This window comes from Pseudomonas sp. TMB3-21 (assembly GCF_054898145.1).
On sequence record NZ_CM142718.1, the window covers coordinates 2,356,754 to 2,372,205 of the forward strand.

At 51.1% G+C, this 15,452-nt stretch carries 6 protein-coding genes and 1 pseudogene; 6 read left to right on the forward strand and 1 reads right to left on the reverse strand.

Annotation, left to right across the window (positions count from 1 at the left end):
• The first annotated feature begins 248 nt into the window (after positions 1–248).
• The 5 genes and pseudogenes from ACYZTS_RS10910 (at position 249) to ACYZTS_RS10930 (ending at position 6,879) form a co-directional block, all read left to right on the forward strand.
• On the forward strand, positions 249–956 hold the full coding sequence (locus ACYZTS_RS10910) for a hypothetical protein (RefSeq protein ID WP_461995823.1): 708 nt from the start codon (positions 249–251) through the stop codon (positions 954–956).
• Positions 957–1,286: 330 nt separating this feature from the next.
• A pseudogene (locus ACYZTS_RS10915) lies at positions 1,287–1,472 on the forward strand (transporter); the annotation flags it as partial.
• 288 nt (positions 1,473–1,760) lie between these two features.
• On the forward strand, positions 1,761–3,170 hold the full coding sequence (locus tag ACYZTS_RS10920; RefSeq protein WP_461996405.1) for a TolC family outer membrane protein: 1,410 nt from the start codon (positions 1,761–1,763) through the stop codon (positions 3,168–3,170).
• 132 nt (positions 3,171–3,302) lie between these two features.
• Positions 3,303–5,465 carry a type I secretion system permease/ATPase gene (locus tag ACYZTS_RS10925; protein WP_461995825.1) on the forward strand — a complete coding sequence of 721 codons (2,163 nt, stop codon included), beginning with the start codon at positions 3,303–3,305 and terminating at the stop codon, positions 5,463–5,465.
• Positions 5,458–6,879, forward strand: a complete 1,422-nt coding sequence (locus ACYZTS_RS10930) for an HlyD family type I secretion periplasmic adaptor subunit (RefSeq protein WP_461995827.1) — start codon at positions 5,458–5,460, stop codon at positions 6,877–6,879. Before ACYZTS_RS10925 ends, ACYZTS_RS10930 begins: the two co-directional genes overlap by 8 nt.
• 280 nt (positions 6,880–7,159) lie before the next feature.
• On the opposite strand, the gene ACYZTS_RS10935 is transcribed toward ACYZTS_RS10930, so the two are convergent.
• Positions 7,160–7,387: a hypothetical protein gene (locus tag ACYZTS_RS10935; protein ID WP_461995829.1), complete on the reverse strand. Its 228-nt coding sequence runs from the start codon at positions 7,385–7,387 to the stop codon at positions 7,160–7,162.
• Positions 7,388–7,492: 105 nt separating this feature from the next.
• Between ACYZTS_RS10935 and ACYZTS_RS10940 the strand changes: the two genes are divergently transcribed.
• Entirely contained in the window at positions 7,493–15,124 is a 7,632-nt protein-coding gene (locus ACYZTS_RS10940) for a calcium-binding protein (RefSeq protein ID WP_461995831.1), read from the forward strand.
• Positions 15,125–15,452 lie beyond the last annotated feature (328 nt).

Below are 15,452 nucleotides of genomic sequence, written 5' to 3' on the forward strand. Positions count from 1 at the left end.
CATAACTGCGAAATTACACTCCACTTGACCACCCGCTTGCATTCGACCTGACCAGTCATTTGCATTCGTTCTGACCAACGATTTGCGTCGGATTTGACCAGCAGGCTTTGTCACCATGAGCGGCAGAGAACGGCCAAAAGTAGTCATTCCTGAGTGAGCTTTTGCGTTCCAAAAAGCGGCCTTTTAGCAGGCTGAATGCAGCGAATGATGGCTACCACATAAGTCCTCAACTGATCTAAAGTACCGCCATGAGCACCTTCCTTGAATTTGTTGAATCACTTCGCTTAGCTGACATTGCCATCAATGCCGTTGGTGGATTCTTGGGCAGCGCCACATTGCTGTGGTTAGCAATGGGACGGCAAGGTATTAGAAACTTGAGATCTAGACTCTCGCGACCAACCGTTCTATTGCAGGACCGAAAGACGCCCGAAAATATCTTCACGGGCATCGAATTGGGTGCACCTGCGGAATGGATCAAAGAGCAACTAGGGCCTCCGAATAGGATCGCCGAGAATTGGTGGGGCTACAGGTTTTCCGACTCCCTAGTTTCTCTGACATTTAACGCGAGCCACTCTCTTTCAACGCTCGCCGTCGCGCTCACAGACGATATAACGACCTTCGAGTTCCCAGCTATGCATTTCGATTGCCCACCGTTAGGGAAGATGGTCCTGTCTGACGTTCAGGTGAGTCATCTGGCAGTAGAGTTTAAGGAGTCGACCCGTCACAGTGAGTTAATCATCAGCGGCAGCGAGGGACCGCGAGGGGCTTTTCACTTCATCGCCTTCGGGGTGCTAAGTCCACACATTCCAGGACCTCTTTTGTTGAATGATTTTCTATGGGATAAGGACGAATCTGTACTCATAGGCCCCGCCGACCAACTGAAAATTAATTGGGCAGCCGTATCAGTAACTTCAGAAATTGGAACTTTCCCGTGGGATTTTGGCATGAGGTTGTAACTAGCTCAGAATCTCATTCACTGAATATCAGCAGCGTGTCGTTAGCAGTCGATGACGAGGGGCTGCTTTCGACCCAAAGCTGACGGTGGCTACAGGCGGAAATCTGCTAATTGCAGGCGTTCAAATATCACCAGGCAGGCGATAAATACTATAGGCACGCAACGTTAGATCATATCGCCGAAAGGCTCCAATCGTTGGTAAATATTGCACATTGATCACTGTTGCCCACGCTCATCCTGCTTAGTCGATTTCGGGGGATGAGCGATGGTTCTGGAAAAACGCTGAAGTTTCACCCGGTCGGCACTGTTCGTTTCGCTGTGCTTCGTGCCCATGGCACAGGCTAAAGATTCGGCAGATTTGGCGAAAAAGCCCTGAATCTCGTGGCAGCCATGTACAGCTTGCCGGTGGAGTACAACTGGGATCAGAAAATGGGGCCGACCGGAGACGGTGACCAACATTCAACCGGTGTTGCCATTTACCCTCAACGATGACTGGAACGTGATTTCGCGCACCATCCAGCGCCTATCCTCGGACGTCCGACTGGTAGAAAGAGCCTCATGCCCATCTAGGTGAGAAAGGCTGCTTTTCCGTGCGTGTACCTGCTGGTAGTCTTCGGGCATACACATAGGACAAGGCTGGCCATGTCGACTTTGAATCGATGACGAGCCGCATCAATTTCCCAGCGCCGTAGAAAGAGTCAGTTGCTAAGAGCGCGAGGGGTTACTAAAGAAATTACGACGGGTGCCGAATACCTGAAACATTTCATTGTAGTACTTCAGGCGGCTCGGCTTTCTCATGGATTGGATGACCTCATTAGCTAGATTTCGCCTGGGCGTCCTATGCTCCGCGTTGATTTTTGCCCACGCGGTCAGCGCGTCTATCGACTCAGGTCGCAGTCATGCGGATTTGATGGGTGTCTACCAGTCTGCGCTCAGCAATGACGCTCAATTAGCTGCCGCCCGTCATGATTATCTGGCCGAGCGTGAAGCTTTACCCCAAGCACGCGCTGGGTTAATGCCAAACCTCACCGCCGGAAGCACGACTGATACCACTCGCCTCGAACGCGATGAGCCTTCACTCAGCCGGGAGCGCAGTGGTACGACGATTCGGGCCAACATTAGCCAGCCCTTGTTCAGGCTTGACCGTTGGTACCAAGTGAAAGCCGCGCGCGACACCGTTACCCAAGCCGGGCTGGAGCTGTCTGCCAAAGAACAAAATATAATTTTCAACGTGGCGCAGGGCTACTTTGAAACTCTGCGGCAGCTGGACTCGCACGCCGCCGCGGCGGCGGAAGAGAAAGCATTACTACGTCAACTCGATCAGGCACAAGGTAGGTTGGAGGACGGCGCTTCGAGTATCACGGATGTATACGATGCTCAGTCAGCCTATGATAATTCGCGGGCCAATCGGCAACAGGCCCAGCGGAAAGTCGACGAGGCATATGAAGCTTTGGGACGCCTGACTCAAATCGACTACACCACAATAGCAGGTATGGGGCATGCGCTACCTGTCGGACCTCCCGTTCCCAATATTGCTCAAGAGTGGGTCCAAACCGCTGTCCGGCAAAATTTGACATTACGGGCAATAGAGCACGGTATTAGCGCTGCGGAGCAGACTGTAAAGCAGCGAAAAGCCGGACATGCTCCTACGATTGATGCCGTTGCATCGTACCGCAAAGGGGATAACGACAGCTTTGGCTATAGCAATCCTACCGATTTTGGTCGCGATGGTTACCGCGATAACGTTGCTCAGAGCTCTATCGGTATTGAGATCAATATCCCTCTTTACTCAGGCGGAATGACCAGTTCTCAAGTGAGAGAGTCGACGGAGCGCCTTTATCAAAGTCAGGACGAGTATGAAGATCGTCGTCGCGAGGTGGTGCTGGATACCCGCAATGCGTTCCGTGGGGTGAACGTGGACATTGAGCAACTGGCAACCCGCCGCCAAGCCATTATTTCCGGACAAAAATCCGTTGAGGCGAATCAAGTAGGGGTCGACGTAGGCTCACGTAATATTGCGGACGTGTTGAACGCCCAAAGGCAGCTGTATGCAGCTGTGCGTGATTATAACAATGCCCGTTATGACTACATTCTCGACAATTTAAAGCTGAAACGGGCGGCGGGGACTTTGAGCCCGGATGACCTGAAAGCGCTGGCTGCGTACTTAAAACAAGACTACGACGCTGCGCGGGATTTTTTGCCTCCGAGTATCTAGAGCCGTTCATCGTCTCGGCTATATTTGAGTTTTACACACATTTTTTTACAGCTATGATTCTTTGCGCGATGGCCCTTTGCCATCGCTTCGATCGAGCGCGGCCCGTCCGCACGTCACATACATGGAAGTGCTATGAACGATTCAGGAGTGGCGGCTGCAGCGCCCGAAGATCCGGTGGCTGTCGATACGGGACTCGCCTCGCTGGTTATGCTTGCACGATTCCATCAGGTCTCTGCGTCGTCCGAGCAACTAACTCACGAGTTCGGTAATGTAGGGCAGGACCTATCCCAAGCTGAGATCCTCCTAGCAGCCCGAAAGCTCGGATTAAAAGCCAAGGCTGCCAACACTACCCCCGAACGATTGGACCGGACGCCATTGCCTGCTATGGCTGCGGATAAGAATGGCGGCTATTTCATCATTGCCCGCTTGGACCAAGGCAAGGTCTTGATCCATGACCCTCGAATGGCTCGACCCGAAATCATCACGTTCGAAGCGCTGAAAGAGCGGTGGAATGGCCAGCTTCTGCTAATCCGATCTGAGTCTGCAACTCCTGGCGAGTCTTCGCGTTTTGACTTCACCTGGTTCATCCCAGCTATCGTTAAATATCGGAAACTGCTGGGCGAAGTCATGCTTGTGTCTTTCGTCCTGCAAATATTTTCATTGATCACACCCTTGTTCTTTCAAATCGTGATGGACAAGGTGCTCGTGCATCACGGCTTAACCACCCTCGATGTCATTGCCATAGGCCTCGCCGGTGTGATGCTTTTTGAGTCCGCACTTTCTGGTCTACGCACTTACGTTTTCGCGCATACCGCCAGTCGTATCGACGTGGAACTGGGCTCGAAACTATTTCGCCATCTGATCACCTTGCCGCTTTCGTATTTTCAGGCTCGCCGGGTAGGTGACTCAGTGGCGCGTGTGCGGGAGCTGGAAAATATCCGAAATTTCCTGACTGGTAACGCAATTACGTTGTTGTTGGATGTTTTGTTCTCCGTCGTCTTTATTGCCGTGATGTTTTACTACAGTGGTTGGTTGACCCTGATAGTCCTGTTGTCGTTGCCGCTGTACATACTGGTCTCTGTCCTCATCACTCCAGTGCTGCGGAAGAGGCTTAACGACAGCTTTGCCCGGGGTGCTGAGAACCAGTCGTTTCTGGTCGAAACGGTCAATGGCATAGACACGCTGAAATCAATGGCGGTCGAGCCTCAAGCGATCCGTAAGTGGGATAACCAATTGGCAGGTTATGTCGCGGCTGGATTCAAAACACAGAATCTGTCGACGATCGCTAATGAGAGTGTGGCGCTCATTGGAAAGCTGGTAACAGTGGCCACGCTTTGGTTCGGTGCGCGTCTGGTCATAGAGGGCCAGCTAACGGTGGGACAGTTGATTGCTTTCAATATGCTCGCCGGACGTGTTGCTCAGCCGATCATGCGACTCGCGCAACTCTGGACCAATTTTCAACAGACTGGGGTATCGGTACAGCGCCTTGGAGACATCTTGAACACTCGAACCGAGCTCTCGAACTCTACGCGCAGCGCGCTTCCACCAATAAAGGGACGTATCGAATTCGATCAGGTGCACTTTCGTTACCGGCCCGATGGATCCGAAGTTCTCCGTGGCATCAATCTGACGATAAACCCAGGCCAAGTGATAGGTGTAGTGGGGCGATCAGGATCGGGGAAAAGTACGCTCACACGTCTGCTCCAGCGTCTTTTTGTCCCGGAACGCGGTCGAGTGATGGTCGACGGCATGGACCTGGCCCTCGCGGATGTCTCATCGTTGAGGCGTCAGATTGGCGTGGTGCTTCAGGACAACATGCTATTCAACCGAAGCATCCGGGAAAACATTGCACTAAGTGACGCAGGTGCTCCAATTGAACAAGTAATGAACGTCGCAAAGCTCGCGGGAGCTCACGAGTTCATTCTGGAGCTGCCAGAGGGCTATGACACGATGGTGGGCGAACACGGGGCTTCGTTATCAGGCGGCCAACGGCAACGAATCGCCATCGCGCGAGCCCTCATGGGTAATCCGCGGATCCTCATTTTCGATGAAGCCACGAGTGCGTTGGATTATGAGTCCGAACGCATCGTTCAGCAGAATATGCAGGCGATCAGTAAAGGCAGAACAGTGATTATCATTGCCCATAGGCTATCGGCTGTTCGCGATGCCAATCGCATCGTTGTTGTAGATCGTGGGCAGATAGTTGAGCAAGGGACTCACGCAGAACTGCTGGCCCATCAGGCAGGGCACTATTCACGCCTCCATCGATTGCAGCAGGGAGGCAGCCATGTCTAATTCTGAAGCTACTGGCTTACTGCGCCGATACCGACATGTCTGGCGGCAGTCGTGGAGCCGGCGCAAAGAAATGGACGCACCTAAGCGCCTTGCGCATGAAGTGCAATTTCTGCCTGCGTCTCTTGAGTTGCAGGATAAGCCAACCCATCCTGCGCCACGAATTTTCTGCTGGGCGATTATGGCATTTGCTGCGCTAACGCTACTTTGGGCATGCTTTGGAAGGATTGATGTGGTCGCGACAGCGACCGGTAAGATTATTCCAAGCGGCAAAACCAAAGTCATTCAAACAAGCGAAACGGCAGTCGTCAAGGCGATACACGTACGAGATGGCCAATCAGTCAAAGCTGGTCAAGTGTTGCTTGAATTGGACTCTACAACCGCAGATGCAGATGTAGGGCGTGTGCGAGGTGATTTACTTGCTGCTCGTATTGACAGTGCCCGAGCGTCAGCTATGTTAGATGCGATAAACCACAAAGTATCTCCACGTAGTCTCGATGGCACTATTCCTGACGCAGATCCCGCGCATGTCCGCGCCGCTGAACGTTGGCTACAAGGTCAGTACCAGGAGTACCGCAGTAGCCTTGATCAAGCGGATGCTGAGATTGAGCAGCGTCGGGCAGATATTCAGTCCGCACAAATTCAAGTAATCAGTCTGCAAAAAACGCTGCCCATTGCTGTAAAGCTTGCTGGAGATTACGAAAGATTGTTGCAAAAGCAATACATCGCGCGTCACGCGTACTTAGAGAAAGAACAAGCGCGTCTTGATATTGAGCGTCAGCTTAGTGTTCAGCAAGCCAGCGTTTTGCAATCGACTGCTGCGCGCCAAGAAGCTGAACGACGACGAGAAGGTGTCGTGGCTCAAGCACGGCGTGCGATGCTCGACTTATTGCAGCAATCCAATCAAAAAATTGCAACGTTTACACAAGATCTAATGAAAGCGCGCTACCACGAAAACCTCAATACAATCGAGTCGCCGGTAGATGGTACCGTTCAGCAGTTAGGCGTACATACCGTTGGGGGGGTAATCACGCCCGCGCAACCACTAATGGTGCTGGTTCCCCACGATCAACCAGTTGAAGTCGAGGCCATGTTAGAGAACAAGGACGTTGGCTTTATTCGAGCAGGGCAGCCGGTAACCGTAAAAGTTGAAACGTTCACTTTTACAAAATACGGCACGATTGATGGTGAAGTAATCAGTGTGTCTGGAGATGCAATCGAGGATGAAAAACGAGGGCTTGTGTACAGCAGCAAGATTTTGCTAAGTAAAGATGCCCTGAATATTAATGGGGTGGATATCAAGCTGGCGCCGGGTATGGCGGTAACCGCAGAAGTCAAAACTGACACTCGTCGGGTAATTGAGTATTTCCTAAGTCCTTTGCAGCAGCACGCGAGTGAAAGTTTGCGGGAGAGATAAGCTGAAATTTTCGGTTGAAAATGGTATGTCAAAAGCGTAATTATTTGAGCCGAGTTAATAGGCGCGAAATAAACCCAAGCCGCCGAGCCTGCTGGAACTAAGTGATTACCCGGTGTAACAGATATCGGAGTAAATGAAGTTGCGAACAGATTCGTGTGGTTAGATCTCTACGGTGGACCGAATTCGGAGCAGGGTAGGAATATCTTGCCAAATAATGTTATGGAAGAGAGCAATGTTTGATAAATACCCTGATCAAGCTCGGGAACGCCGGTACACCCTGTTAGCAGGGAGTGGCTCCGTTGTCGTAGGTATATTGTTTTTTTTGGTAGGAGCAGGGATTTTGACCCTGGCTTTTCTCGTCCCCGGGATTATTTTTGCGGCCGCATCCATTTTTTGTAGTCATCAGTGTTTCGCAAAAATCCAGCGGATTGGGAAGTTTTTCGAATGGTTCACGTAGTTTGTCATCACTGAATAGTTTTTGTAGGCGTAGGTTGGTCAGGCTGCTCATGTGCCCTGCGCTTTGAACTAATTAACGGACATCCGGCTACCCCCAGATTCCCTGTTTGTGAATGCTCTGACTACCAATGTATCCCCACTCTCGAGAATTACAATCATGAGTACTGCGTCAAATCTTGAAAAAGCCACCAACGTCGTTCAGCTTGTCGTGACCCAACTTGTAAAGCGGACAGGTGCAGGAGGGGTTTTTGGGCAGGGCTACGCTGCATTGTTGACTGGACAGCTTGGCATAGTAGGCAGCATATCGGATTTGGCCGACAAAATTGACAGAGGGGAGGCTACTCTATACGACGTTGCGCACGTTGCTCTCGACTTAGGTGCCGTTGCGGGGGGGATTGTTGCTATTACAACAAGTTCTACTGCGGTGTTGACCGTAGTAGGAGCAGCATCGATCGCGGTGTTGTTAATAGAAAATTTCCCTGAGATTCTAGAATTTTATACCGAGCAGGAGCTGCAGCGTCAGATAGAAAATGGGTATCGCACACCTATGCCAATCGAGACGGGCATCGAAGGTTTGTTACTACCTGTCACAGGCGTTTCTTCGGATACAAATACCAATTATAGTTCGGCACTTAATTTTGTTCCGCGTATTGATCCGTTAGCGTTGGATTTGGATGGTGATGGTGTAGAGACGGTCTCATCCACGAACGGAATAATTTTCGATTTTGATGGTGACGGAGTAAGAACTGGGACTGGTTGGGTAAACCGAGATGACGGATTTCTCGTGTGGGATCGCAACGCTAATGGCGTCATTGACAATGGCTCCGAATTGTTTGGTGTAGATACTGTAAAAAAAGATGGCGCGAAAGCTGCGAATGGTTTTGACGCGTTGGCAGATCTAGATAGTTATCATGATGGGATTTTCGATAGTCGAGATGCGGCATTTTCTGAGTTAAAGGTTTGGCGTGATAAAAATCAAGATGGTATATCCGATGCTGTCGAGCTTTTTACACTAAAACAGCTTGGTGTCGCAGCGATTGATCTTACTTCGAGCGGCGTTAATATTGGCGTTGGCGATAACGTTATAACAGGCGTCGGAAAATTCGTTTATGAGGATGGTCATTCATCAGCTTTAACTGGCAACCAAAGTACTGTCGCAAACCTCGACCTTGCTTCGAATCCATTCTACCGCGAATTTTCAGATGTCATTCCGATTGGTGAAGATTTGCGGTCTTTATTCGATATGCACGGTTCAGGGCTGGTTAGAGACCTCAGAGAAGCTGCAGCACAAAGTGGAGTACTGCAGAGTTTATTAGGGACTATTGCTGCCACTTCCAGTCGTACCGCCCAAGAAGCTTCCATTGGTGATCTGATTCAAGCATGGTCTGATACTGCAAACCATCACGACATATCGGGACGTATCAATAATAGCCCCAACTTTTCCGGTCATGTTCATTTTGAATATTCTTGGGAAAATAATGTTGATAATTTAGATGGGGTGCTAAGTGCTAGTCGCCAAAAAATAAAATCTTTGTTCGAAAAAATCGAAATCCTTGAGGTTTTTAACGGTCAGGATTATTTCAAAACCTCAGTCAGTATCAATGCTGATAGCACAGTACGTTTGAGCATACATATTGGTAGCTCTGTAGTAACCAAAGATTACGCGGCCTCTGTATATGAAAATGGGATTAGGCTGAGTGAGGCTGATTTTAATCTTAATAGCGGTCAAGTCCAGTTTATAGAACAAGCATATGCTAGTTTAGAAAAATCGGTATATAACGGGATCATCTCCCAGGCACGGCTTAGGCCCTATATCGATGTAGTTGTAGTTGGGCTTGAGTCCGGTAGCTTGCACGTGGACTACACCAATGTTTCGCAGGCGCTAGATGCATTATTTTCTGGCAGTCCAAGAGATGCTTTTTTGGATTTGTTGGATCTACAAAGATATATGCCCGATTATCAGCTTGACAGTAAGATATCTAGCTGGGTCAACCAACTATCTATCGATGACGCAGCTTACATTTCTAAGCATGCGTACGATTTGTCTGCGGCAGGGAGCCATTTGGTTCTCGGCGGGGGGGAAGATGATAAGCTCGTGTCCACTGCTAATAGTTCCAGAATTTACGGTGGTGAAGGAGACGATTTGATTAGTGTAGGTCACGCCTCCGCGAACAACATACTCGTAGGCGGGGCTGGAAACGACAAGCTGTCTGGAGGCTGGATGGCCGACACCTACGTTTTCAACGTGGGCGACGGACAGGACGAGATTATTGAGTCGGACGGTGGCTATGGCTCAACCGATACGCTGAAGTTTGGCACTGGCATTGCGCCAAGCGATATCTCGCTGCTAAAAGTAGGCCGGGACCTGATATTCAAACACAGCAACGGTGTTGATCAGATAGCCATCAAAAATCTGTTTAGTAGCGTAGATTCGGGTGCAAGCATTACCACTGCCTATGTGGTCGAGAAGATCGAGTTTGCCGATGGCACGACGTGGCTCTGGTCCGATATCAAATTGCGGGGTATTGAACAGTTTGGTACGGAACAAGCCGATGTATTGGTGGGCTGGACCGGAAATGACATCATTCATGGCGGTGCCGGCAATGACACCCTGGATGCCGGTGGTGGAGCTAACCAGCTCTACGGCGACGGTGGTGATGACGTGCTCACAGTGGCATTGAGTTCCGACAAAAACATCCTCGCCGGTGGAAGCGGAAACGACAAGCTGTCTGGCGGCTGGATGGCGGACACCTACGTTTTCAACGTGGGCGACGGACAGGATGAGATACAAGAGTATGACGGCGGCTATGGCTCAATTGATACTTTGAGGTTTGGCAGCGGCATCTCAGCATCGGATATTCGCGCGACGAAGGTTGGGCGGGATTTGGTATTCAAGCACAGCAACGGTGTTGATCAGATAGCCATCAAAAATCTGTTCAGTAGCGTAGATTCGGGTGCAAGCATTACCGCTGCCTATGTGGTCGAGAAGATCGAGTTTGCCGATGGCACGACATGGCTCTGGTCCGATATCAAATTGCGGGGTATTGAACAGTTCGGTACGGAACAAGCCGATATATTGGTGGGCTGGACCGGAAATGACATCATTCATGGCGGTGCCGGCAATGACACCCTGGATGCCGGTGGTGGAGCTAACCAGCTCTACGGCGACGGTGGTGATGACGTGCTCACAGTGGCATTGAGTTCCGACAAAAACATCCTCGCCGGCGGAAGCGGAAACGACAAGCTGTCTGGCGGCTGGATGGCGGATACCTACGTTTTCAACGTGGGCGACGGACAGGATGAGATACATGAGTATGACGGCGGCTATGGTTCAATTGATACTTTGAAGTTTGGCAGCGGCATCTCAGCATCGAATATTCGCGTGATGAAGGTTGGGCGGGATCTGGTATTCAAGCACAGCAACGGTGTTGATCAGATTGCAGTAAGAGGTATTTATAGTTCTGACTCAGCAAGCGCAAGTTTTGTCAGCTCTAAGCTCATTGAAAAGGTGAACTTCGCAGATGGTAGCGTTTGGAGTTGGGCCGATATAGAAGCAGCAGGCTTGACCCAAAACGGAACGTTCGGTGACGACGTCTTGGAGGGTGGAAACGGGAACGATATCATCCATGGCGATGATGGCAACGACCGAATCAACGGTGGTGTGGGTAGCAACCAGCTCTACGGCGACGGTGGTGATGACGTGCTCGCAGTGGCATTGAGTTCCGACAAAAACATCCTCGCCGGTGGAAGCGGAAACGACAAACTGTCTGGCGGCTGGATGGCCGACACTTACGTTTTCAACGTGGGCGACGGGCAGGACGAGATTATTGAGTCGGACGGTGGCTATGGCTCAACCGATACGCTGAAGTTTGGCACTGGCATTGCGCCAAGCGATATCTCGCTGCTAAAAGTAGGCCGGGACCTGATATTCAAACACAGCAACGGTGTTGATCAGATAGCCATCAAAAATCTGTTTAGTAGCGTAGATTCGGGTGCAAGCATTACCACTGCCTATGTGGTCGAGAAGATCGAGTTTGCCGATGGCACGACGTGGCTCTGGTCCGATATCAAATTGCGGGGTATCGAACAGTTTGGTACGGAACAATCCGATATATTGGTGGGCTGGACCGGAAATGACATCATTCATGGCGGTGCCGGCAATGACACCCTGGATGCCGGTGGTGGAGCTAACCAGCTCTACGGCGACGGTGGTGATGACGTGCTCACAGTGGCATTGAGTTCCGACAAAAACATCCTCGCCGGTGGAAGCGGAAACGACAAGCTGTCTGGCGGCTGGATGGCGGACACCTACGTTTTCAACGTGGGCGACGGACAGGATGAGATACAAGAGTATGACGGCGGCTATGGCTCAATTGATACTTTGAGGTTTGGCAGCGGCATCTCAGCATCGGATATTCGCGCGACGAAGGTTGGGCGGGATTTGGTATTCAAGCACAGCAACGGTGTTGATCAGATAGCCATCAAAAATCTGTTCAGTAGCGTAGATTCGGGTGCAAGCATTACCGCTGCCTATGTGGTCGAGAAGATCGAGTTTGCCGATGGCACGACATGGCTCTGGTCCGATATCAAATTGCGGGGTATTGAACAGTTCGGTACGGAACAAGCCGATATATTGGTGGGCTGGACCGGAAATGACATCATTCATGGCGGTGCCGGCAATGACACCCTGGATGCCGGTGGTGGAGCTAACCAGCTCTACGGCGACGGTGGTGATGACGTGCTCACAGTGGCATTGAGTTCCGACAAAAACATCCTCGCCGGCGGAAGCGGAAACGACAAGCTGTCTGGCGGCTGGATGGCCGACACTTACGTTTTTAACCTGGGCGACGGACAGGACGAGATTGTTGAGTTGGACGGCGGCTATGGTTCAATTGATACTTTGAAGTTTGGCAGCGGCATCTCAGCATCGAATATTCGCGTGATGAAGGTTGGGCGGGATCTGGTATTCAAGCACAGCAACGGTGTTGATCAGATTGCAGTAAGAGGTATTTATAGTTCTGACTCAGCAAGCGCAAGTTTTGTCAGCTCTAAGCTCATTGAAAAGGTGAACTTCGCAGATGGTAGCGTTTGGAGTTGGGCCGATATAGAAGCAGCAGGCTTGACCCAAAACGGAACGTTCGGTGACGACGTCTTGGAGGGTGGAAACGGGAACGATATCATCCATGGCGATGATGGCAACGACCGAATCAACGGTGGTGTGGGTAGCAACCAGCTCTACGGCGACGGTGGTGATGACGTGCTCGCAGTGGCATTGAGTTCCGACAAAAACATCCTCGCCGGTGGAAGCGGAAACGACAAACTGTCTGGCGGCTGGATGGCCGACACTTACGTTTTCAACGTGGGCGACGGACAGGACGAGATTATTGAGTCGGACGGTGGCTATGGCTCAACCGATACGCTGAAGTTTGGCACTGGCATTGCGCCAAGCGATATCTCGCTGCTAAAAGTAGGCCGGGACCTGATATTCAAACACAGCAACGGTGTTGATCAGATAGCCATCAAAAATCTGTTTAGTAGCGTAGATTCGGGTGCAAGCATTACCACTGCCTATGTGGTCGAGAAGATCGAGTTTGCCGATGGCACGACGTGGCTCTGGTCCGATATCAAATTGCGGGGTATTGAACAGTTTGGTACGGAACAAGCCGATGTATTGGTGGGCTGGACCGGAAATGACATCATTCATGGCGGTGTCGGCAATGACACCCTGGATGCCGGTGGTGGAGCTAACCAGCTCTACGGCGACGGTGGTGATGACGTGCTCACAGTGGCATTGAGTTCCGACAAAAACATCCTCGCCGGTGGAAGCGGAAACGACAAGCTGTCTGGCGGCTGGATGGCGGACACCTACGTTTTCAACGTGGGCGACGGACAGGATGAGATACAAGAGTATGACGGCGGCTATGGCTCAATTGATACTTTGAGGTTTGGCAGCGGCATCTCAGCATCGGATATTCGCGCGACGAAGGTTGGGCGGGATTTGGTATTCAAGCACAGCAACGGTGTTGATCAGATAGCCATCAAAAATCTGTTCAGTAGCGTAGATTCGGGTGCAAGCATTACCGCTGCCTATGTGGTCGAGAAGATCGAGTTTGCCGATGGCACGACATGGCTCTGGTCCGATATCAAATTGCGGGGTATTGAACAGTTCGGTACGGAACAAGCCGATATATTGGTGGGCTGGACCGGAAATGACATCATTCATGGCGGTGCCGGCAATGACACCCTGGATGCCGGTGGTGGAGCTAACCAGCTCTACGGCGACGGTGGTGATGACGTGCTCACAGTGGCATTGAGTTCCGACAAAAACATCCTCGCCGGCGGAAGCGGAAACGACAAGCTGTCTGGCGGCTGGATGGCGGATACCTACGTTTTCAACGTGGGCGACGGACAGGATGAGATACATGAGTATGACGGTGGCTATGGCTCAACCGATACGTTGAAGTTTGGCACTGGCATTGCGCCAAGCGATATCTCGCTGCTAAAAGTAGGCCGGGACCTGATATTCAAACACAGCAACGGTGTTGATCAGATAGCCATCAAAAATCTGTTTAGTAGCGTAGATTCGGGTGCAAGCATTACCACTGCCTATGTGGTCGAGAAGATCGAGTTTGCCGATGGCACGACGTGGCTCTGGTCCGATATCAAATTGCGGGGTATTGAACAGTTTGGTACGGAACAAGCCGATGTATTGGTGGGCTGGACCGGAAATGACATCATTCATGGCGGTGTCGGCAATGACACCCTGGATGCCGGTGGTGGAGCTAACCAGCTCTACGGCGACGGTGGTGATGACGTGCTCACAGTGGCATTGAGTTCCGACAAAAACATCCTCGCCGGTGGAAGCGGAAACGACAAGCTGTCTGGCGGCTGGATGGCGGACACCTACGTTTTCAACGTGGGCGACGGACAGGATGAGATACAAGAGTATGACGGCGGCTATGGCTCAATTGATACTTTGAGGTTTGGCAGCGGCATCTCAGCATCGGATATTCGCGCGACGAAGGTTGGGCGGGATTTGGTATTCAAGCACAGCAACGGTGTTGATCAGATAGCCATCAAAAATCTGTTCAGTAGCGTAGATTCGGGTGCAAGCATTACCGCTGCCTATGTGGTCGAGAAGATCGAGTTTGCCGATGGCACGACATGGCTCTGGTCCGATATCAAATTGCGGGGTATTGAACAGTTCGGTACGGAACAAGCCGATATATTGGTGGGCTGGACCGGAAATGACATCATTCATGGCGGTGCCGGCAATGACACCCTGGATGCCGGTGGTGGAGCTAACCAGCTCTACGGCGACGGTGGTGATGACGTGCTCACAGTGGCATTGAGTTCCGACAAAAACATCCTCGCCGGCGGAAGCGGAAACGACAAACTGTCTGGCGGCTGGATGGCGGATACCTACGTTTTCAACGTGGGCGACGGACAGGATGAGATACATGAGTATGACGGCGGATATGGAGCTACTGATACATTGTTGGTTGGTCAGGATGTGGACCACCATAATCTCTGGTTCAGACAGAGCGAGAACGACCTTCAAGTGTCACTCTTGGGCACTGAAGACGTAGTAACGATTAGTAATTGGTATAGCGCTAAATCTAAACACATTGAGTTAATAAAAACTTCTACAGGTAGCCTTCTGGATTCTCAAGTTCAAAATCTGGTAGACAAAATGGCGTCTTTTAACATACCTGCAGGTGGTGAAGTTAATTTAACGGGGGCTCAACGGAGCGAGCTAGACCTAGTTATCGCGGCGAACTGGAAGTGATAAATCCCATGAGGTATGTAAGCAATTAATGCTGAGAGGGAGGCAATAAAAGTAGGCCGAACTCGTATTCGCGTTTGAATTCGAGTTCGGCTGGAGCCGTGTTGCGCTCAAGATCCGCGCAACTGGCTTTAGCCATCGCTTCTAGGGGCCTGCTCCCGACGGTCGCTGTTTCTAACTACGTCTGCAATTACCCCTCAGGATCCGATCAAATCGAGATGTTTTCGCTGGGCATTGAACTGTTTGCTACTAAGTAAGCCATTGCACTGGTGGTCTGGAGCGGAATTGCTGGGGATTACCGGCGGCACGACCATTGCCCGGTATCGCCGGG

Bases quoted from the DNA above. Each gene is read 5' to 3' on its own strand.
- ACYZTS_RS10910 (WP_461995823.1), top strand. From the start codon at position 249: ATGAGCACCTTCCTTGAATTTGTTGAATCACTTCGCTTAGCTGACATT.
- ACYZTS_RS10920 (WP_461996405.1), top strand. From the start codon at position 1,761: ATGACCTCATTAGCTAGATTTCGCCTGGGCGTCCTATGCTCCGCGTTG.
- ACYZTS_RS10925 (WP_461995825.1), top strand. From the start codon at position 3,303: ATGAACGATTCAGGAGTGGCGGCTGCAGCGCCCGAAGATCCGGTGGCT.
- ACYZTS_RS10930 (WP_461995827.1), top strand. From the start codon at position 5,458: ATGTCTAATTCTGAAGCTACTGGCTTACTGCGCCGATACCGACATGTC.
- ACYZTS_RS10935 (WP_461995829.1), bottom strand. From the start codon at position 7,387: ATGAGCAGCCTGACCAACCTACGCCTACAAAAACTATTCAGTGATGAC.
- ACYZTS_RS10940 (WP_461995831.1), top strand. From the start codon at position 7,493: ATGAGTACTGCGTCAAATCTTGAAAAAGCCACCAACGTCGTTCAGCTT.